The sequence below is a fragment of the Pseudomonas sp. WS 5412 genome (genome assembly GCF_012985615.1).
Classification (GTDB): Bacteria; Pseudomonadota; Gammaproteobacteria; order Pseudomonadales; family Pseudomonadaceae; genus Aquipseudomonas; species Aquipseudomonas shahriarae.
In genome coordinates this window covers 215705-234098 of the sequence record NZ_JAARMB010000004.1, presented here as the reverse complement: position 1 = coordinate 234098, position 18394 = coordinate 215705, and the positions used below count along the sequence as shown (strand labels likewise).

Below are 18394 nucleotides of genomic sequence, written 5' to 3'. Positions count from 1 at the left end.
CTGGCGGGCCCCGCCAAAACCGCCCAATTCGGGTGCTTGCGCAGCCCATGACGCACCACAATGAATCACTCCCTCACCACCCCCTCGCCCCGTTTAGTGGCGCAACGCCCCAGACCTACGGCGTTTTCCTACGTCCAGCAGGGTTGGCAAGCCCCTTGCTCTAGCCTGTTTATCGCTCATAGCTGGAAGCTTCCTGATGCTGGTGATCCACCGCCGAATCGCCCCCCAACCCACCTGGGCCGCAGAGTTGCTGCTGAACTTCGAAGCCCGCAGCAAAAGCCGCCTGCGCTGTTTCAGTGCCGAGGGAGAAGACGTCGGCCTGTTTCTGGAGCGCGGTCAGCCGCCGCTGCACGATGGGGAATTCCTACAGGCTGAAGACGGACGTGTCGTACGTGTCTGCGCGCGCCCTGAACAACTGCTGCACGTGACCTGCAGCAGCGCGTTCGAGCTGACCCGCGCGGCCTATCACTTGGGCAACCGCCATGTGGCCCTGCAAGTGGGTGACGGCTGGCTGCGCCTGCTTGATGACTACGTGCTCAAGGCCATGCTCGAGCAATTGGGGGCCCATGCCGAAACCCTCGAAGCACCGTTCCAGCCCGAGCACGGCGCCTACGGTGGCGGTCATCATCACTCACGCCACGGTGACGAAGACTTCAACTACCCGCCCAAACTGCATCAGTTCGGCGTGCGCCTGTGAATCCGGCCTGGGCGCTGTTGCGTCTGGCCAGTCCGCAATTGCCGATTGGCGGCTACAGCTATTCCCAGGGCCTGGAAATGGCCGTGGACAATGCCCGTGTCAGCGATGCCGACAGCGCCCGGCGCTGGATCAGCGACCAACTGCTACTCAACCTCGCACGCTTCGAAGCGCCGTTGTTGCTTGCCCATTGCCAGGCCGCCGCCGACCAGGACTGGGCGCGCCTGCGCCAGCTCTGCGAAGAGCATCGTGCCAGCCGCGAAACCCGCGAACTGTTCCAGGAGAGCCGGCAAATGGGCTACTCCCTGCAACAACTGCTCAACGGTCTGCCGGAACTGGATGACGCAGCGCGCCGCTTTCTCGACGCCACCCCCGAACCCCACCTGGCCCTGGGCTGGGCACTTGCCGCGCGCGCCTGGGCGATCAGCCCCGAGGATGCCCTGGCCGCCTGGCTGTGGAGCTGGCTGGAAAACCAGTTGGCGGTGCTGATGAAGACCCTGCCCCTGGGCCAGCAGGCCGCCCAACGCCTGACCAGCGAGCTGCTGCCGTTGCTGCAACAAGCCCAGCAGGACGCCCGCCAGTGCGATCCCCACCACGTTGGCAGCGCCGCGTTCGGCCTGTCCCTGGCATGCATGGCCCACGAGCGCCAGTACAGCCGCCTGTTCCGTTCCTAGGAGAAACCCATGAACACACAACCTCTGCGCGTCGGTATCGGCGGCCCCGTTGGCTCCGGCAAGACCGCCCTGACCCTGGCGCTGTGCCTGGCCCTGCGTGATCGCTACAACCTGGCGGTGGTCACCAACGACATCTATACCCGCGAAGACGCCGACTTCCTGGTGCGCAACCAGGCCCTGGCACCCGAGCGCATCATCGGCGTAGAAACCGGCGGCTGCCCGCACACGGCGATTCGCGAAGACGCGTCGATCAACCTCGAAGCCGTGGATCAACTGAACCGGCGCTTCCCAGGCCTGGACCTGATCCTGGTGGAGTCGGGCGGCGACAACCTGTCGGCCACCTTCAGCCCCGAGCTGTCGGACCTGACCATCTATGTGATCGATGTGTCGGCCGGCGACAAGCTGCCACGCAAGGGCGGGCCGGGGATCTGCAAGTCGGACCTGTTGGTGATCAACAAGATCGACCTGGCGCCGCTGGTCGGCGCCTCGCTGGAACTGATGAACAGCGACACCCAGCGCATGCGCGGCGGCAAGCCGTTTGTCTTCAGCAACCAGAAAACCGGCGTCGGCCTGGAAGAAATCGTCGCCTTTATCGAACGCCAGGGCCTGCTGACCGCAGCCTGATCCCTTACCAAGGAGCTGTTTATGAGCCTCAACAAACTGTTTGCCGCCGCCACCCTGCTACTGGTCCCAGCCCTGGCCTTTGCCCATCCGGGCCACGGCGACAATGGCCTGGTGGCCGGCATCAGCCATCCCCTCGGCGGGCTGGACCATCTGCTGGCGATGCTGGCCGTCGGCCTATGGGCGGCGCAGCAACAAGGGGCGGCGCGTTGGGCGCTACCGTGTACGTTTGTCGGCACCATGCTGCTCGGCGGCGTGCTGGGGTTTGAAGGGTTGGCCTTGCCGGCCCTGGAAAGCGGGATTGCCGCGTCGGTACTGGCCCTGGGCCTGGCGGTGGCCTTGGCGATTCGCCCGCCGGTGGCGCTGGCCGTGGCCGCAACAGCGGTGTTTGCCCTGTTCCATGGCGTGGCCCATGGCCTGGAGCTGCCGGACATGACCAGCCCCTGGGCGTATGCAGCCGGGTTTGTCGGGGCGACGGCGGTGCTGCACGCGGCCGGGTATGCGCTGGTGCGCTTCTTGCCGGCTGCGGCGGCGCCGCTGGTGCGGCTGGCGGGCGCGGCTTCGGCGGCGACCGGGGTCTGGTTGCTGGCGGGCTGAGCCTTGCGGCGCCTGTAAGGGCCCCATCGCAGGCAAGCCAGCTCCCACATTTGAAGGGGTTCACAACTCAAAAATGGGGAGCGGGCTTGCCCGCGATAGCGCTCGCACAGACACCACTGTTCTCAAGCCTGCTACCATGCGCGGCAAACACCCCTGCCGTGACGACGCCAGCCGATGCCCATCGCTCCAAGCTCCGCCCACAAGCCTCAATTGAACGCCGTGCTCACGCACTTCAACGACCTGATCGTGCCGCTCTGGCAGGGTCCGGGCTGGAATGCCGAGCTGGCGTTGCCCTATGAGGCGCTGGACGCCGACCATCGCCCCTTGCCCCCGCAACGCTACCGCGCCATGGCCTGTGCCCGGCAGTTGTATGTGTTTGCCAGCCTGATCGGCGAGCCAGGCAAAGCGTTTGCGCAAGAGCGCGCTGCGGCGTTGTTCCGCTCGCTGCAACGGCACTTCCATGACGCCGAACACGGTGGCTGGTTCTACAGCATCGACCCCCACGGCAATCCGCTGGACCAGCGCAAAGACCTCTACACCCACGCGTTTATCATCTTCGCCTGCGCCCATTACTGGGCCAAGGTCCGCGAGCCGTTGGTGGAGTCGGTGCTCAATGCCGCCCTGGAAGTAGTCGCCGAGCGCTTTGCCACGGGCGACGGCCTGTATGAGGCGGTCCTGGAGCGTAACTGGTCGTCCCTCAAGTCCGGGCCGCTGCAGAACCCGCTGATGCACTTGGCCGAAGGCTTCCTCGCCACCCTCGCGGTGCGTGAAGACGCGGCGGTGCAACAGGCCCTGCTGGCACTGGCGACGGCCATGCAACAGCGCTTTATCGAGCGCCAGCATGGCGTGATGATGGAGAAACCCCTGGGCGCTGTGGATAACTGGTTCGAGCCGGGGCATCAGTTTGAATGGTTCTTCCTGCTGGAGTCCTCGCCCCTGCTGCGCGGCACTGCGCTGCATGCCTCGCTGAGCCGGGCATTTGCCTATGCCGAGCAAACCGGTGTGGATAACCTCACTGGCGCCGTCAGCGGCATGTTGGCACTGGACGGCAGCGTGCGTGACGCCACCCAGCGCATCTGGGCCCAGGCCGAGTACCTGCGGGCACTGACCTTGCGCCCGGGCAGCGCGGCGGTGCTGGAGCGCCAGTTGCTGGCGTTGCAGCAGCACTTCCTGCATGCCAGGGGCTGGAATGAGTGCCTGGATGCCAAGGGTGAGGTGAGCCGGCGGGATATGCCGTCGACTACGCCTTACCATTTGGCTACCTGCTATCAGGGGTTGAGCGAGTTTCTCGGCTGATTTTCCCGGCCCCATCGCAGGCAAGCCAGCTCCCACACTTGAACGGGTTCCATCGTTGGAACGCAGTCGAATGTGGGAGCTGGCTTGCCTGCCAGAGCCTCACCTCGGTCTAACGGCCGATCACGCAATCCACTTGCGATCCCCAGTAAAACTGATCGTCAGCCATCGCGCCTTGTCCGGCGCGCCCAGCCCTGTGGATATCTCTTCGCGTAGCCCGTCGAGCGTCGCGACCTTATCCACCGGGTAATCGGCCGGCAACACCACATGGATCTCGATAAACCGCGCCCGCCCGTGTTTCTGCACGTAGGACACGTAGTCCTCGAAACCATGCCGGGCCTGGGCCGCATCCATCACTTCGCGCACCTTGTCGTCCAACTGGTCCGGGGCAATCCCCAGCACGTCACGCAAGGCCGGACGCAGGATCTTCAAGGCCGGCGCCAGCATGCTCAGGGCCAGCAGGATCAGGATCAAGGGGTCGACATACACCGCCCACTCGCCGTAGCCCTGGGACTTGAGCAACAACGCGGCCAGGAAGCTCACCAGCAGGCCCACGGAGAGCATCGCGTCCACCAACCAACTGATGTTGTCGAACTGGATCAGCGACGACTGCAGCTTGCGGTTGCGGTGGCGCACATAGAAGAAGTAGGCGAACTCGACCACGGTAAACACCGCGGCGTAGATGATCACCAGCCCCAACTCGATCTCGCGCCCGCCATTGATAATGCCGAACACCCCGTTGAGAAACGCGTAGATGGCGATCAACAGCAGGAAACTGCCCTCGATCAGCAATACCATGGGTTCCAGGTGCCAGTAGCCGAACTGGAAGCGGTCATTGCTTTTCTTGGCGATCAGCTTGGCCGTGATCAGCATCAGCACCTTGATAAAGGTCGCGATCAACGAGAAAAAGCCATCGAATAAAATGGATTGGGCGCCTGATATCACACCCGTGACAATCCCGGCGATCGCCACGGCGAACATCAGGATGGTCGATTGTTTGAGCAGTGCCTGCTCACCTCGGTTACTCACATATCCTCCTGTCAAAACCTTTAAACCGCTGGTTGCGGTGGGGTTTTCAGGAGTGGAGTGTACCTTATGTCGCCTTTTGGCCGATTTGCCGCCTTCGCCGGCAACCCCGGCTCCCCCATTTGATTGCATTTCAGAAGAGGGAGCCGCGCTGCAGGCGGCGCGGTGCTAAGCCTTATTTAGCCCCACGCTCAATCGCAAACCCAGCCCAGGTCTGGCTGACCGGCATCAGCTCCAGGCGGTTGATGTTCACATGCGCCGGGGTGTTCATCACCCAGAAGATGGTGTCAGCAATATCTTGCGGCTGGATCGGCTCGGCGCCCGCATAGGTGGCGTCGTAACGCGCCTGGTCACCGCCGAAGCGCACCAGGGAGAACTCGCTCTCGCACAGGCCCGGCTCGATGTTGGTCACGCGTACGCCGGTGCCTTGCAGGTCGCAGCGCAGGTTCAGGGAGAACTGTTTGACGAACGCCTTGGAGCCGCCATACACGTGGCTGCCCGGGTACGGGTAGTTACCGGCGATGGAGCCCAGGTTGATGATCCCGGCGCCACGACCATGGGCGATCAGGCGCGGCAGCAGCAGGCTGGTGGTGGTCAGCAGGCCCTTGATGTTGGTGTCGACCATGGTTTCCCAATCGTCGAGGCTGCACTTGGGCGCCGGGTCGGTGCCCACGGCCAGGCCGGCATTGTTGATCAGCCCACGCAGTTTGCTGAACGATGGCGGCAGGTTGGCAATTGCCTCTTCCATGCCCTTGCGATCACGCACGTCCACCACCAGGCCATGCACCTCGGTCTGCTTGGAAAGCTCTTCGACCAGGGCATTCAAGCGCTCGGCACGCCGGCCGGTGAGCACCAGTTTCCAGCCAGCCTCGGCAAAGCGACGGGCACAGGCTTCGCCGAAACCTGAAGTTGCGCCAGTAATAAACAGCGTGTTGGACATGGTGTTCTCCTTGCGGGCATCGGGAAAAAATCAGCCAGCAGAATGCCCTTACGCCGCCGTTGCGGCAACCGCTATGCACATAACGTCATGCACACCTGATCATTTTTTAATCACTCCAGGTAAAGCCTTATAAACCGTGGCCTGCAGCCATATGCGCGCAGGTTATCCACAGCTGCGCCCACAGTCTTTGGGGGCAAGTACAAAACCCTCCAGGCCGCTATGTACAAGGCTTTCAGGGCGATTCAAAAAGTTTTTTGCTTGACCTTGGGCGGGCCATATGTAGGCCCCTGCGGGAGGATGAGTCGGGATGCATGGCTCCAGGCCAGTAAATCCGGCCTCTACACCAGTCTTTCCAGAGTTTAACCACAGACTTATCCACAGGCTTGAATGTCATGTTTCGGTCATATACCTGTGTCTATGAACAGGTTGACAAAACCTGCGACACTCCACAAAAAAGCCCCTGATCAAAAAACAACCATAGCGCTACAGGCCGCGTAGATAAAGGCTTGCAGCCAGCTACTCCCATGTTACCCACAGCCGGTTCCACAGTGGATGGGGACAAGTCATTTGTGTGACAAAACAGGGATTTGCGGCGGCTATATGTCGCGCTTGAGGAGGTGTGTGGATTTGTTTTCCACAATTTGCCGGAGGGCCTGTGGACGACCGAAAAATGCAGGCGCCCGCTGATCGTTCCCACGCTTCGCGTGGGAATGCCGCCAAGGACGCTCTGCGTCCCAAAGCGTGACGCGGAGCGTCACAGGATGCGCTCCCACGCGGAGCGTGGGAGCGATCAGGCCGGGTTAGTGCCCACCGAGGTAGGCGTTGCGCACTTCCTCGTTCACCAGCAACTCCTTGCCGGTGCCGGTCAAACGGATTTCGCCGTTGACCATCACATACGCCCGGTCAGACAGGCGCAACGCATGGTTGGCGTTCTGCTCCACCAGGAAGATGGTCATCCCGGTGGCGGCCAGCTCGCGCAAGGTGGCGAAGATCTGCTTCACCACAATCGGCGCCAGCCCCAGGCTCGGCTCATCGAGCAGCAACAGCTTGGGTCGGCTCATCAATGCCCGGGCAATGGCGAGCATTTGCTGTTCGCCACCGGACATGGTCATCGCCCGCTGGTTACGCCGCTCCTTGAGCCGTGGAAACAGCTCGAACATGCGCTGCATATCTTCGCTGGCGTGCTTGTCGCCAATGGGGATGGTGCCCATCAGCAGGTTTTCCTCGACGGTCATGTCCGGGAACACCCGCCGCCCTTCCGGGGACTGGGCGATGCCGTTGGAGGCGATGTAGTGGGACGACTTGTGGGTGATGTCCACGCCCTGGTAGAGGATCTGCCCGGACTCGGCGCGCGGCTGGCCGAAGATCGACATCAGCAGCGTGGACTTGCCCGCGCCGTTGGAGCCGATCAGGCTCACCGTCTCACCTTCGTCGATGTGCAGCGAGACTTTTTTCAGGGCCTGGATCGGGCCGTAAAACACGTCCAGGTCCTTCATTTCGAGGATAGGCGTACTCATACCAACTCCTCTTCATCGGCGCCCAGGTAGGCCGCAATCACTTTCGGGTCGTTACGGATCGCGTCCGGCCCGCCCTCGGCGATGACGTTGCCGTGGTCCAGCACCACGATGTGGTCGGAAATACTCATCACCATGCCCATGTCGTGTTCAATCAGCACCACTGTGAGGTCGTGTTCGTCGCGCAGCAGGCGAATCATCGCGCTGAGGGCTTCGGTTTCCTGGGGGTTGAGGCCCGCTGCCGGTTCGTCCAGGCAGATGATCTGCGGCCGGGTGCACATGGCACGGGCGATTTCCAGGCGGCGCTGCTGGCCGTAGGAAAGCTCGCCGGCCAGGCGGTTGGCACAGTCCACCAGGTCCACTACTTCCAGCCAGTAAAAGGCGTGGTCCAGTGCATCGCTTTCTGCCTTGCGGTAGCCCTTGGTGTTGAGAATGCCCGCCAGCATGTTGCGGTTGACCCACATGTGCTGGGCTACCAGCAGGTTTTCCACCACCGACATTTCCTTGAACAGGCGAATGTTCTGGAACGTACGCGCCAGGCCGGCACGGTTCACCAGGTGGGTGCCGCCGAACATCTTGTAGTACACCCGGCTGAAAAAGCTCTTGGGCGACACGAAGTCGGTGGGCTTGAAGCGCTCGCCGAGCAACTGGATCACGTTGGTCTGCTTGCCACGGATATTGAGTTCGATCTTGCCGCCGCTGGCCGTGTAGAAGCCGGTCAGACAGTTGAACACCGTGGTCTTGCCGGCGCCGTTGGGGCCGATCAGGGCGAAGATCGAGTTGCGTTCGACCTTGAGGCTCACATCGCTCAAGGCCTTGATGCCACCGAAGTGCATCATCAGGTGTTCCACGTTGAGGACCACTTCCTTGCTCATGGCGCTACCCCCTTGCGTGGTGTCACACCGGCACGGCTGATCCGGATCAGGCCACGCGGTCGCCAGATCATCATCACCACCATCAACACGCCAAACAGCAGCACACGGTACTCGGAGAAGCTACGCAGCAGTTCAGGCGCCACGGTCAGCACGAACGCGGCAATCACCACGCCCACCGTCGAGCCCATGCCGCCCAGTACCACGATGGCGAGGATCAATGCCGACTCGAAGAAGGTGAACGAAGACGGGTTGACGAAGCCCTGGTAGCTGGCAAAGAACACCCCGGCCAGACCGGCCGTGGAGGCGCCGATGGTGAAGGCCGAGAGTTTGACCAGCACATGGTTCAGGCCCATGGAACGGCAAGCAATCTCATCTTCACGCAGGGCTTCCCAGGCGCGGCCCACTGGCATGCGGGTCAGGCGGTGCTTGATGTACAGCACGGCCAGCACCACCAGGAACAGCACGATGTAAATGAACAGGAATTTCACGTTGGGGTTGTAGGAGATGCCGAAGAACTCATGGAACGGCACCCCGCCTTCTTTGGCGCGGCGGCCGAACTCCAGGCCGAGGAAGGTCGGCGATGGCACCGGCATACCGTTCGGCCCGCCGGTAAACGACAGCCAGTTGTTGAGCACCAGGCGGATGATTTCACCGAAACCCAGGGTCACGATGGCCAGGTAGTCACCGTGCATTCGTAACACCGGGAAGCCGAGTATGCACCCCGCCAACGCGGCCGCAATGGCCGCCAGCGGCAACACCGTCCAGAACCCCAGCCCGAGGTATTGGTACCCCAGGGCCAGGCCATAGGCGCCGATGGCGTAGAAAGCCACGTAACCCAGGTCGAGCAACCCGGCCAGGCCCACCACGATGTTCAGGCCCAGGCCCAGCAACACGTAGATCAGCCCGAGGATCACCACGGTCAGCAGGTATTTGTTGGCAAAAAACGGAAAGACAATGGCGATCACGATCAGCGCCGGGATGATCCAGCGCAGCCGCGACTTGTAGTCCGGCGCCAGCACATGCACCCCGGAGCCCGAGCTTTCAAAACCCTGGAGGATCTTCAAGCCCTTGGGCGTTTGCAGGAACAGGCTCATGACCAGCCGCCCGGCCATGACGATGGCGACCAGCAAGCCCACGCGGGCCGGCTCCAGGTTGAAGCTGTAGCCGTCCAGGACCACGCCGACGATAGGGCCGAACACGATCAGGGAAATCAGCCCGGCGAGGACCGCATCGACCACACTTTTCTTGATATCAATAGATTTGGCAGCAGACATGTTTACACCTTCGCCACGAGAGGGCGACCAAGCAGGCCCTGGGGACGGAAAATCAGAATCACCACCAGCAGGGAGAAACTGAACACGTCTTTGTAGTCAGAGTTGATCAACCCCGAGAACAGCGACTCGGAAATCCCCAGGATGATCCCGCCCAGCATCGCCCCAGGCAGGGAGCCGATGCCGCCGAGTACCGCTGCGGTAAATGCCTTGATGCCGATGATAAAGCCGGCATAGAAGTCGAACGTGCCGTAGTTCAGGGTAATCAGCACACCGGCCAGGGCCGCCATGGCGGCACCGATGACAAACACGTAGGAAATCACGCGGTCGGTGTTGATCCCCAGGATCGAGGCCATCTTGCGGTCTTGCTGGGTCGCACGGCACATGCGGCCGAGCTTGGTGTACTTGATAATGTAGGTCAGCAGCGCCATACCGGCAAAGGCTGCGACCAGGATAAACACCTTGGTGTAGGTCAACTGGACGAACCCGGTGCCGATATCGACGCGCCAGGCGCCGGCCAGCAGGGTGGGAATGCCTTGTTGCTTGGCGCCCTGGGCGATCTGCGCGTAGTTCTGCAGGATCAGCGAAATCCCGATGGCGCTGATCAGCGGGGCCAGACGCGTGGAGTTACGCAACGGTTTGTAGGCGACACGCTCGATGACCCAACCGTAGACGCCCGTGACGACAACGGTGAACACCAGGGTGCCAAGAATGAGCAGCGGGAAGGATTCGAGGCCGAAGTAAGCCAGCAGTGCCAGACTGATCGCCGCGAGGTAAGCGGAAATCATATAAACCTCGCCGTGGGCGAAGTTGATCATGCCAATGATGCCATAGACCATTGTGTAGCCGATGGCGATCAGGCCATAGACCGACCCGAGGGTCAGACCGTTGACCAGTTGCTGCAGGAAAATACCATCCATAACGCAATCTCACGCGGTGAGAACCTGCACACCGTGGGGTGTGCGGTCCTTCTGGAGGAAAAGACAGATCTGGTGCCGGACGCAATGGCCCGGGCAACCGCGATCCAGTGTGGGAGCTGGCTTGCCGGCGATAGCGGTCTCACATTCAACACAGGTGCTGGCTGTCAGTCCGTCATCGCGGGCAAGCCCGATTCCCACAAGGGGTCGGTGGTGGCTGGTTGATTACTTCTGCTTTTCCAACTGGTGGTATTTGCCGTCCTTGTCCCACTGGTACACCACGTAGTCGGAGACTTTCAGGTCACCCTTGGTATCCCATTCTTTCTTGCCCATCACGGTTTGCACCGGGTTGGCCTTGAGCCACTTGGCTGCATCTTCGCCCTTGTTGGACTTGGCGCCGTTGAAGCCGGCGGCCAGGGCCTGGATCGAGGCGTAGGCGTACAGGGTGTAGCCTTCAGGCTCGGTGCCATTTTTGCGGAACTCTTCCACCACGGCCTTGCTGTCTGGCAGCAGGCGCGGGTCGGCGCCGAAGGTCATGTAGACGCCATTGACGTACTGCGCACCACCGGCGGTCGCCACCAGTTCGTCGGTCACGACACCGTCGTCGGACATGAACTTGACGTCATTGAGGCCGGCTTCACGGATCTGGCGTACCAGTGGACCGGCTTCCGGGTGCAGGCCGCCGAAGTACACAACGTCGGCACCCAGCGAGCGGATCTTGGTGACCAGGGCGCTGAAGTCTTTTTCGCCACGGGTCAGGCCTTCTTCCAGCACCGGCTTGACGCCGCGCTTGGCCAACTGGGCGGCGGTGGCATCGGCCAGGCCTTTGCCGTAGGTGTCCTTGTCGTTGATGACCGCGACTTTCTTGCCCTTGAGCACGTCGACGATGTAGTCGCCGGCCACGATGCCTTGCTGGTCGTCACGCCCGCACATACGGAACATGGCCGCCAGGCCACGCTCGGTCACTTGTGGGTTGGTGGAGCCAGGAGTGATTGCGATGATGCCCGCTTCGTCGTACACCTCGGAGGCTGGAATGGTGTTGGACGAGCAGAAGTGGCCGACCACGCCGATCACTTTGTCCTGGTCGGCCAGGCGGTTGGCCACGGCCACGGCCTGCTTGGGTTCGCACGCATCGTCACCGGCCACCAGCTTGATCTGTTCGCCGTTGATCCCGCCCGCCTTGTTGATCACATCGGCTGCCGCCTGGGCACCTTTCATGTACTGCTCACCGAAGGCTGCGTTGGCGCCCGTCATCGGCCCCGCCACGCCAATCTTCACATCAGCTTGAACAAACGTAGAAACACCCAGCGCGGCAGCTACCGCGAGGGCCAGGAAACCTTTCTTGTAAAACGTCTGGGACATGAGTGGTGCTCCGAGTTTTTTGTTGAATGGGCACTGCAATTTCACTTCAAACTTTCACTTGAAACCTTCACCGGAAAGCTGAGAGCAAGCGGCGTGCCATTGCGTTTTTATATTTCAAAAAGACACGGTGTCATTGTTATTACAGGCGTTTCGGTGCCTTTTTGCCGGGACGTGCAACCCTCTGGAACGCAGAGGTGCAACCAAAGGCCCGAAAGAGTGAAACCCGCCGATTGGACTGATGTCAGCCAGCCATCAAGCGCCCCTTCGGACATCTGTAACCACGCGCGTAACGGAAGTGCACATTTACAGTGCGTCACTGCTACGACTCGCACCAATACAGATTAGTAGCCGGCTAAGAAAACGCCGGCTTTTGGGCGGTATTTCGCTGATCAGATGACAATTCGCAGGCATTGGCCGGCGTGATACAACAAAAACCCGGCTTCATACAGGCAACTGCGCAGGCCCACCCCGGCCAGAGGCTGCATCGGTGCAAACGGAATCGGCAGAGCCTGGGGATCCTGGTGACACAGGTAGTCGGCAAATGCCTTGCCCACCACCGTCCCGGTGGTCACGCCACGCCCGTTGTAGCCAGTGACGGCCACCAACCCGGGCGCGGGCTCGAACAGTCGCATCAGATGGTCCGGGGTAAAGGCGATACAGCCGGTCCAGGTGTATTCCCAGTCCACCTTCTTGAGGTACGGGAAATAGTGCTGCTGTACACGGTCGGCCCAGGCCTTGAGGAACCAGGCGGGCTTCTGGTTGCCGTTGCCCAGGCTGCCCAGCAACAAACGCCCGTCGGCATCGCGCCGGATACTGCTCAGCACCTGACGGGTATCCCAGGAACCCTGGCCGCCCGGCAGGATTTGTTGCGCGGCGGCATCGGCCAACGGCGCGGAGGCTACCTGATAGTAATAACCGGGGAAAAAGTTGCGCCGCAGCTCGGTCCATTCACCTTCGGTGTAGGCGTTGGAGGCGATCACCACTTGTGCAGCCTGCACCGCGCCCTGGGCAGTTTGCACAGACCAGTGCTGGCCCTGGCGCTCCAGTTGAGTCACCGGGGAATGGTCGAACAATTGCCCACCCAGGCCCACGGCGGTAAGGGCCAGGCCGCTGGTGTAGGCCATCGGGTTCAAGGTACCGGCACGCCGGTCGAGCAAGGCGGCGGCGATCTTTCGGGTGCCGGTGGCCTGCTCGCACGCGGCCCCCGTCAACAGTTCGACCGGCGCACCACGGCGCTTCCACTGCTCCTCGCGGCCACGCAGGTCCGCTTCGCCACGGGCGTTGTGCGCCATGTGCAACGTGCCCTCGCGGCGCAGTTGGCAATCAATGTTGTATTTGTCGATCAGGCTGAACACCAGGGACGGTGCCGCGCCGAGCATGCGGTTGAGCTGGCTGCCCACCGCCGTGCCGAAACCGGCCTCAATCTCGTCCGGAGGAATCCACATCCCGGCGTTGACCAGCCCCACGTTGCGCCCCGAACCGCCATGGCCGGTGCGATGGGCCTCCAGCACGCAGACACTTTTGCCTTGCTCCAGCAGGTGGATGGCCGCCGACAAACCGGTGATACCGGCGCCGATCACGCACACATCCACCTTGACCTCACCCTTGAGGGCGGCGCGATCCGGCCGGCCAGGGGTCAGTTGTTCCCACAAACACGCTTCGCGTAATGGCATTGCCAGACTCCGGGATCTAACCAACAACGCTTATTCTGAATTGCGAACCCAATCGGATGTGGGAGCTGGCTTGCCGGCGATAACGATGGTGAATCCAATACCGCTATCGCCAGCAAACCAGCTCCCACATTGACCGCACCTGATTCAGTCGAAGGTAATGCCCTGGGCCAACGGCAGTTCCAGCGAATAGTTCACGGTGTTGGTCTGCCGGCGCATATACCCGCGCCACGCGTCCGAACCCGACTCACGCCCGCCACCGGTCTCTTTCTCGCCGCCAAACGCGCCGCCGATCTCCGCGCCACTCGGGCCGATATTGACGTTGGCGATCCCACAATCACTGCCCACTGCCGACATGAACTGCTCGGCCTCGCGCACATCGGTGGTGAAGATGCACGACGACAAGCCCTGCGGCACCGCGTTATTCAGGCGCAATGCCTCGCTGAAGTCCTTGTAGCCGACCACATACAGAATCGGCGCGAAGGTTTCACTGCACACCACATCGCTCTGCTCGGGCATTTCGACGATGGCCGGCGACACGTAGTAAGCGTTGGGGAACTGGTCCTGCAACTGACGCTTGCCGCCAAACACCTTGCCGCCTTCGCTCAAGGCCTGCTCCAGGGCGTCCTGCATGTTTTCAAAGCTGTGTTTGTCGATCAGCGGGCCGACCAGGTTGCCTTGCAACGGGTGACCGATGCGCACCTTGGAATAGGCGGCCTTGAGGCGCGTGACGATTTCGTCCTTGACCGACTCGTGGGCGATCAGCCGGCGCAGGCTGGTGCAGCGCTGGCCTGCGGTACCGACCGCACTGAACAGGATGGCACGCACGGCCATGTCCAGGTCGGCGCTGGGGCCGAGGATCATCGCGTTGTTGCCGCCCAGTTCCAGAATGCTGCGAGCAAACCGTGCGGCGACTTTGGGCGCCACTTCGCGGCCCATGCGCGTGCTGCCGGTGGCGCTGATCAGCGCCACACGCGGGTCGTCCACCAGGGCGGCGCCGGCATCGCGCCCGCCGATGACCACCTGGCAGAGATACGGCGGCGCGTCGCTGAAGTTTTTCGCGACACGTTCAAACAGTGCCTGACAGGCCAGGGCGGTGAGTGGGGTTTTTTCCGAGGGTTTCCAGATCACCGGGTTGCCGCACACCAGCGCCAGCGCCGTGTTCCACGCCCACACCGCCACCGGGAAGTTGAAGGCGCTGATCACACCCACCACGCCCAACGGGTGCCAGGTTTCACGCATATGGTGGCCAGGGCGCTCGGAGGCGATGGTCAAGCCGTACAGCTGACGCGACAGGCCCACGGCGAAGTCGCAGATGTCGATCATTTCCTGCACTTCACCCAGGCCTTCCTGGGTGATCTTGCCGGCTTCCCAGGACACCAGCTCGCCCAGGTCGGCCTTGTACTCACGCAGCAGGTCGCCGAACTGGCGCACCAGCTCACCGCGACGAGGCGCCGGCACCTTGCGCCAGGCGTCGAATGCATGCTCGGCGCGACTGACCTGCTGCTCGACCTCGGCCGCCCCTTCCCAGTGCACACTGGCGATGCGGCTGCCATCTATAGGTGAATGCACAGGCTGTTTCCCCGCCTGGTACAACGCCGGGTCTACACCGAGACGATCAAGCAATGCGGCAACCATGGGTCACTCCTTCAATCCACCAACAGAAAAATTGCGCCGTGGCCCGCACGACGATCCAGACCTTATTTGTAGCTGGCCCAGGACTTGCCAACAAACGACGATTAGGCGAGATATCATTCCGTTTATTCATGCAAAACAAAAAAAGAGGCGTGCCGTGCTCAATAAAAGACATTTGCCCTCGATCACCGCCCTGCAGTGCTTCGAGGCCGTGACCCGCCACCTGAGCTTCACCCGCGCCGCCGAGGAACTGAACCTCACCCAGAGCGCCGTCAGCAAGCAGGTCGCACAATTGGAGGAGTTGCTGCAGCACCTGCTGTTTCGCCGGGTCCGCCGGCGCTTGCAGATGACCCCGGCGGGCGACCTGTACCTGGTGGAAGTACGCAAGATCTTGAGCCAGGTGGAGATGTCGACCCACTACCTGCGCTCCTACGGCGGCGAAACCGAAGTGCTGCGCGTATCGACGCCCTACACCTTTGGCGCGCGCTGGCTGGTGCCACGGCTCAAGGGCTGGCGCCTGCGCCACCCGCAGATCCACCTGGACTTGTGCAACGAGCAGACGCCGGACGAGTTGCTGCAAGGCAAGGCCGACCTGGCCTTCTACTTCGGCACAGGCGCAAGGCCAGGCACCGAAAGCCTCAAGCTGTTCAGCGAGGAACTGGTGCCGGTGTGCGCCCCCGACAGCCTGCCGGCCCAGCCCTTCAGCGACCCCACGCAACTGAGCGAGTTGGTGCTGCTGCAAAATGCCTCGCGCCCCCAGGGCTGGCATAACTGGTTCGCCAGCCTCGGCTACCAGACCGAGCACAGCTACCACGGGCCGCGCTTTGACACCTTCTATATGTGCATCCGCGCCGCGCAGGTAGGTTGTGGCGTGGCGCTTCTACCGCGTTTTTTGGTGGAAGAAGAGTTGGCAGACGGCAAGTTGGTGATCCCCTGGCAGCACGCAATGCCCAGCCAGGATGCGTACTACCTGGCGTATCCGGAGCATTCGGCAGAGGTGCCCAAGGTGCGGGATTTTGTGAAGTGGATGATGGAGCAGGTTGTTTAGCCCCTGGAATACCGCCATCGCAGGCAAGACTGCGCCCACATTTGGAATGCATTCTCCTGTGGGAGCTGGCTTGCCTGCGATGACGCCAGAGGCCACGACAAAAAAACCTCTGGCAAAACAACACAGGTCTATGCGCCACTAGCGCCATTCTTGTCTGGAGATTCCCGTTATGAGCGAGAGTGTGTTTGCCGATCGCATCGTGCAGAACCTGCTCGACACCGACTTCTACAAGCTGACCATGATGCAGGCGGTGCTGCACAACTACCCCAACGTGGAAGTTGAATGGGAATTCCGTTGCCGTAACAGCGAGGACCTGCGCCCCTATCTGGCAGAAATCCGCTACCAGATCGAGCGCCTCGCCGAGTTGAGCCTGAGCCCGGACCAGTTGGGTTTCCTGGAACGCATCAGCTTTATGAAGCCGGACTTCCTGCGCTTCCTGGGTTTGTTCCGCTTCAACCTGCGCTATGTGCAGACCGGCATCGAGAACGGCGAGCTGTTTATCCGCCTGCGCGGCCCCTGGCTGCATGTGATCCTGTTTGAAGTGCCGCTACTGGCGATTGTCAGCGAAGTGCGCAACCGCTATCGCTACCCGACCATCATCCTGGAGCAGGCCCGCGAGCAGCTGTATCGCAAGTTCGACTGGTTGACCGCCAATGCCAGCAGCGACGAGCTGGCCGAGTTGCAGGTCGCGGACTTCGGTACCCGCCGGCGCTTCTCCTACCGCGTGCAGGAGGAAGTGGTGAATGTGCTCAAGCACGACTTCCCCGGCCGTTTCGTCGGCACCAGTAACGTGCACCTGGCCCGCGAACTGGACATGAAGCCCCTGGGCACCATGGCCCACGAATGGATCATGGCCCACCAGCAACTGGGCCCGCGCCTGATCGACAGCCAGATCGCCGCCCTTGATTGCTGGGTCCGCGAGTACCGTGGCCTGCTGGGGATCGCCCTGACCGATTGCATCACCACCGATGCCTTCCTCAGCGATTTCGATCTGTACTTCGCCAAGCTGTTCGACGGCCTGCGCCATGACTCCGGCGACCCGGTGCAGTGGGCCGAAAAAGCCATCGCCCATTACCACAAGCTGGGCATCGAGCCGATGAGCAAGACCCTGGTGTTCTCCGACAGCCTGACGCTGCCCAAGGCCCTGGAGATTTTCCGCGCGCTGCGCGGTCGGATCAATGTCAGCTTTGGCATCGGTACCAACCTGACCTGTGACATTCCAGGTGTGGAACCGATGAGCATCGTGCTTAAAATGACCGCCTGCAATGGCCAGCCCGTGGCGAAGATCTCCGATGAAGCGGGCAAGACCCACTGCACGGATCCGAACTTCGTCGCCTACTTGCGCCACGTTTTCAAAGTACCTGCCATCTCTAGCGAGGAGTGAATCATGCAAGCCGTACAGCGTGAGATTGCTGAACAGCTCAAGGTCCAACCACCGTTCCAGGACCACGCCGCCCTCGAAGCGGAAGTGGCCCGGCGGATTACCTTTATCCAGGACTGCCTGCTCAATTCGGGGCTCAAGACCCTGGTGCTGGGCATCAGCGGCGGCGTCGACTCCCTGACCGCCGGCCTGCTGGCCCAGCGGGCGATGAAAGAGCTGCGCGCGCTCAAAGGCGATGACGCTTACCGCTTTATCGCGGTGCGTCTGCCTTACGAGACCCAGTTCGACGAACACGATGCCCAGGCCAGCGTTGACTTCATCAACCCCGACGAACGCCACACGGTCAACATCGGCCCGGCGGTCAAGGCCCTGGCCAATGAAGTAGCGGCCTTCGAGGGCAAGGCGGCGGTGTCCCGCGATTTTGTACTGGGCAATACCAAGGCGCGGATGCGCATGGTCGCGCAATACACTATCGCCGGCGCGGCAAGTGGCCTGGTGATCGGCACCGACCATGCGGCGGAAGCGGTGATGGGGTTTTTTACCAAGTTTGGTGATGGCGCCTGCGACCTGGCGCCGTTGAGCGGGCTGGTGAAAAACCAGGTACGGGCGATTGCCCGGTACTTTGGTGCGCCCGAGTCGCTGGTGGAGAAGATCCCGACAGCCGACCTGGAAGACCTCTCACCGGGCAAGCCGGATGAAGCGTCCCATGGCGTGACCTATACCGAAATCGATGCGTTCCTGCACGGCCAGCCGGTGCGTGAGGAAGCGTTCAGGATTATCTGCGAGACCTATCGCAAGACTGAGCACAAGCGGGTGATGCCGTTTGCGCCTTGAGGTGAGGCGGGTGGTTGTGTATTGATTGTCAGGCCGCTATCG

17 protein-coding genes are annotated in these 18394 nt (G+C 61.9%); 8 read left to right on the top strand and 9 right to left on the bottom strand.

The genetic code is table 11. The annotated features are described in order from the left end of the window. Positions 1-196: 196 nt before the first annotated feature. From ureE to HBR94_RS08050, 5 genes are all read left to right on the top strand, one after another. On the top strand, positions 197-697 hold the full coding sequence (gene ureE, locus HBR94_RS08070; protein WP_057437471.1) for an urease accessory protein UreE: 501 nt from the start codon (positions 197-199) through the stop codon (positions 695-697). After that, positions 694-1368, top strand: a complete 675-nt coding sequence (locus tag HBR94_RS08065) for an urease accessory protein UreF (RefSeq protein WP_057437465.1) — start codon at positions 694-696, stop codon at positions 1366-1368. Before ureE ends, HBR94_RS08065 begins: the two co-directional genes overlap by 4 nt. A 9-nt stretch (positions 1369-1377) precedes the next feature. Then, positions 1378-1992 (top strand): urease accessory protein UreG, encoded by a 615-nt coding sequence (gene ureG, locus HBR94_RS08060; RefSeq protein WP_003217431.1) that lies wholly within the window; start codon positions 1378-1380, stop codon positions 1990-1992. A gap of 21 nt (positions 1993-2013) precedes the next feature. After that, complete coding sequence (locus tag HBR94_RS08055; protein WP_057437463.1) at positions 2014-2586, top strand: HupE/UreJ family protein; 573 nt, start codon at positions 2014-2016, stop codon at positions 2584-2586. A gap of 174 nt (positions 2587-2760) precedes the next feature. After that, a complete protein-coding gene (locus HBR94_RS08050; protein ID WP_057437461.1) occupies positions 2761-3882 on the top strand; it encodes an AGE family epimerase/isomerase in 1122 nt (373 codons plus the stop codon). Between the two features lie 120 nt (positions 3883-4002). Here the strand turns inward: HBR94_RS08050 and HBR94_RS08045 are convergent, their stop codons facing one another. The 9 genes from HBR94_RS08045 to HBR94_RS08005 all read right to left on the bottom strand — a co-directional run bounded on the left by HBR94_RS08045 (position 4003) and on the right by HBR94_RS08005 (position 15092). Beyond that, entirely contained in the window at positions 4003-4908 is a 906-nt protein-coding gene (locus HBR94_RS08045) for a cation diffusion facilitator family transporter (RefSeq protein ID WP_057437459.1), read from the bottom strand. A 172-nt stretch (positions 4909-5080) separates the two neighbouring features. Further along, on the bottom strand, positions 5081-5845 hold the full coding sequence (locus HBR94_RS08040; RefSeq protein ID WP_057437457.1) for an SDR family oxidoreductase: 765 nt from the start codon (positions 5843-5845) through the stop codon (positions 5081-5083). An 800-nt stretch (positions 5846-6645) separates the two neighbouring features. Then, complete coding sequence (locus HBR94_RS08035) at positions 6646-7362, bottom strand: ABC transporter ATP-binding protein (RefSeq protein WP_057437450.1); 717 nt, start codon at positions 7360-7362, stop codon at positions 6646-6648. Next, positions 7359-8234 carry an ATP-binding cassette domain-containing protein gene (locus HBR94_RS08030; protein WP_057437448.1) on the bottom strand — a complete coding sequence of 292 codons (876 nt, stop codon included), beginning with the start codon at positions 8232-8234 and terminating at the stop codon, positions 7359-7361. Before HBR94_RS08030 ends, HBR94_RS08035 begins: the two co-directional genes overlap by 4 nt. Next, complete coding sequence (livM, locus tag HBR94_RS08025; RefSeq protein WP_170044480.1) at positions 8231-9508, bottom strand: high-affinity branched-chain amino acid ABC transporter permease LivM; 1278 nt, start codon at positions 9506-9508, stop codon at positions 8231-8233. The genes HBR94_RS08030 and livM overlap by 4 nt, the downstream gene beginning before the upstream one ends. A 2-nt stretch (positions 9509-9510) precedes the next feature. Beyond that, positions 9511-10425 carry a branched-chain amino acid ABC transporter permease gene (locus tag HBR94_RS08020; protein WP_057437447.1) on the bottom strand — a complete coding sequence of 305 codons (915 nt, stop codon included), beginning with the start codon at positions 10423-10425 and terminating at the stop codon, positions 9511-9513. Between the two features lie 222 nt (positions 10426-10647). Continuing rightward, a complete protein-coding gene (locus HBR94_RS08015; protein ID WP_170044479.1) occupies positions 10648-11784 on the bottom strand; it encodes a branched-chain amino acid ABC transporter substrate-binding protein in 1137 nt (378 codons plus the stop codon). 389 nt (positions 11785-12173) lie between these two features. Further along, on the bottom strand, positions 12174-13457 hold the full coding sequence (locus HBR94_RS08010) for an FAD-binding oxidoreductase (RefSeq protein ID WP_170044478.1): 1284 nt from the start codon (positions 13455-13457) through the stop codon (positions 12174-12176). Positions 13458-13601: 144 nt separating this feature from the next. Beyond that, on the bottom strand, positions 13602-15092 hold the full coding sequence (locus tag HBR94_RS08005; RefSeq protein WP_057437443.1) for an aldehyde dehydrogenase family protein: 1491 nt from the start codon (positions 15090-15092) through the stop codon (positions 13602-13604). 154 nt (positions 15093-15246) lie between these two features. Between HBR94_RS08005 and HBR94_RS08000 the strand changes: the two genes are divergently transcribed. The 3 genes from HBR94_RS08000 to nadE all read left to right on the top strand — a co-directional run bounded on the left by HBR94_RS08000 (position 15247) and on the right by nadE (position 18352). Next, positions 15247-16137 carry a LysR substrate-binding domain-containing protein gene (locus HBR94_RS08000; protein ID WP_170044477.1) on the top strand — a complete coding sequence of 297 codons (891 nt, stop codon included), beginning with the start codon at positions 15247-15249 and terminating at the stop codon, positions 16135-16137. A gap of 169 nt (positions 16138-16306) precedes the next feature. Then, positions 16307-17521, top strand: coding sequence for a nicotinate phosphoribosyltransferase (gene pncB, locus HBR94_RS07995; RefSeq protein ID WP_057958168.1), 1215 nt, complete (start codon positions 16307-16309; stop codon positions 17519-17521). Positions 17522-17524: 3 nt separating this feature from the next. Next, on the top strand, positions 17525-18352 hold the full coding sequence (nadE, locus tag HBR94_RS07990; protein WP_057437440.1) for an ammonia-dependent NAD(+) synthetase: 828 nt from the start codon (positions 17525-17527) through the stop codon (positions 18350-18352). Positions 18353-18394 lie beyond the last annotated feature (42 nt).

Excerpts from the sequence above, each read along its gene's own strand:
- ureE (WP_057437471.1), top strand. The coding sequence starts at position 197 with ATGCTGGTGATCCACCGCCGAATCGCCCCCCAACCCACCTGGGCCGCA.
- HBR94_RS08015 (WP_170044479.1), bottom strand. The coding sequence starts at position 11,784 with ATGTCCCAGACGTTTTACAAGAAAGGTTTCCTGGCCCTCGCGGTAGCT.
- HBR94_RS08035 (WP_057437450.1), bottom strand. The coding sequence starts at position 7,362 with ATGAGTACGCCTATCCTCGAAATGAAGGACCTGGACGTGTTTTACGGC.
- pncB (WP_057958168.1), top strand. The coding sequence starts at position 16,307 with ATGAGCGAGAGTGTGTTTGCCGATCGCATCGTGCAGAACCTGCTCGAC.
- nadE (WP_057437440.1), top strand. The coding sequence starts at position 17,525 with ATGCAAGCCGTACAGCGTGAGATTGCTGAACAGCTCAAGGTCCAACCA.
- HBR94_RS08050 (WP_057437461.1), top strand. The coding sequence starts at position 2,761 with ATGCCCATCGCTCCAAGCTCCGCCCACAAGCCTCAATTGAACGCCGTG.
- HBR94_RS08040 (WP_057437457.1), bottom strand. The coding sequence starts at position 5,845 with ATGTCCAACACGCTGTTTATTACTGGCGCAACTTCAGGTTTCGGCGAA.
- HBR94_RS08055 (WP_057437463.1), top strand. The coding sequence starts at position 2,014 with ATGAGCCTCAACAAACTGTTTGCCGCCGCCACCCTGCTACTGGTCCCA.
- HBR94_RS08030 (WP_057437448.1), bottom strand. The coding sequence starts at position 8,234 with ATGAGCAAGGAAGTGGTCCTCAACGTGGAACACCTGATGATGCACTTC.
- ureG (WP_003217431.1), top strand. The coding sequence starts at position 1,378 with ATGAACACACAACCTCTGCGCGTCGGTATCGGCGGCCCCGTTGGCTCC.
- HBR94_RS08020 (WP_057437447.1), bottom strand. The coding sequence starts at position 10,425 with ATGGATGGTATTTTCCTGCAGCAACTGGTCAACGGTCTGACCCTCGGG.
- HBR94_RS08005 (WP_057437443.1), bottom strand. The coding sequence starts at position 15,092 with ATGGTTGCCGCATTGCTTGATCGTCTCGGTGTAGACCCGGCGTTGTAC.
- livM (WP_170044480.1), bottom strand. The coding sequence starts at position 9,508 with ATGTCTGCTGCCAAATCTATTGATATCAAGAAAAGTGTGGTCGATGCG.
- HBR94_RS08010 (WP_170044478.1), bottom strand. The coding sequence starts at position 13,457 with ATGCCATTACGCGAAGCGTGTTTGTGGGAACAACTGACCCCTGGCCGG.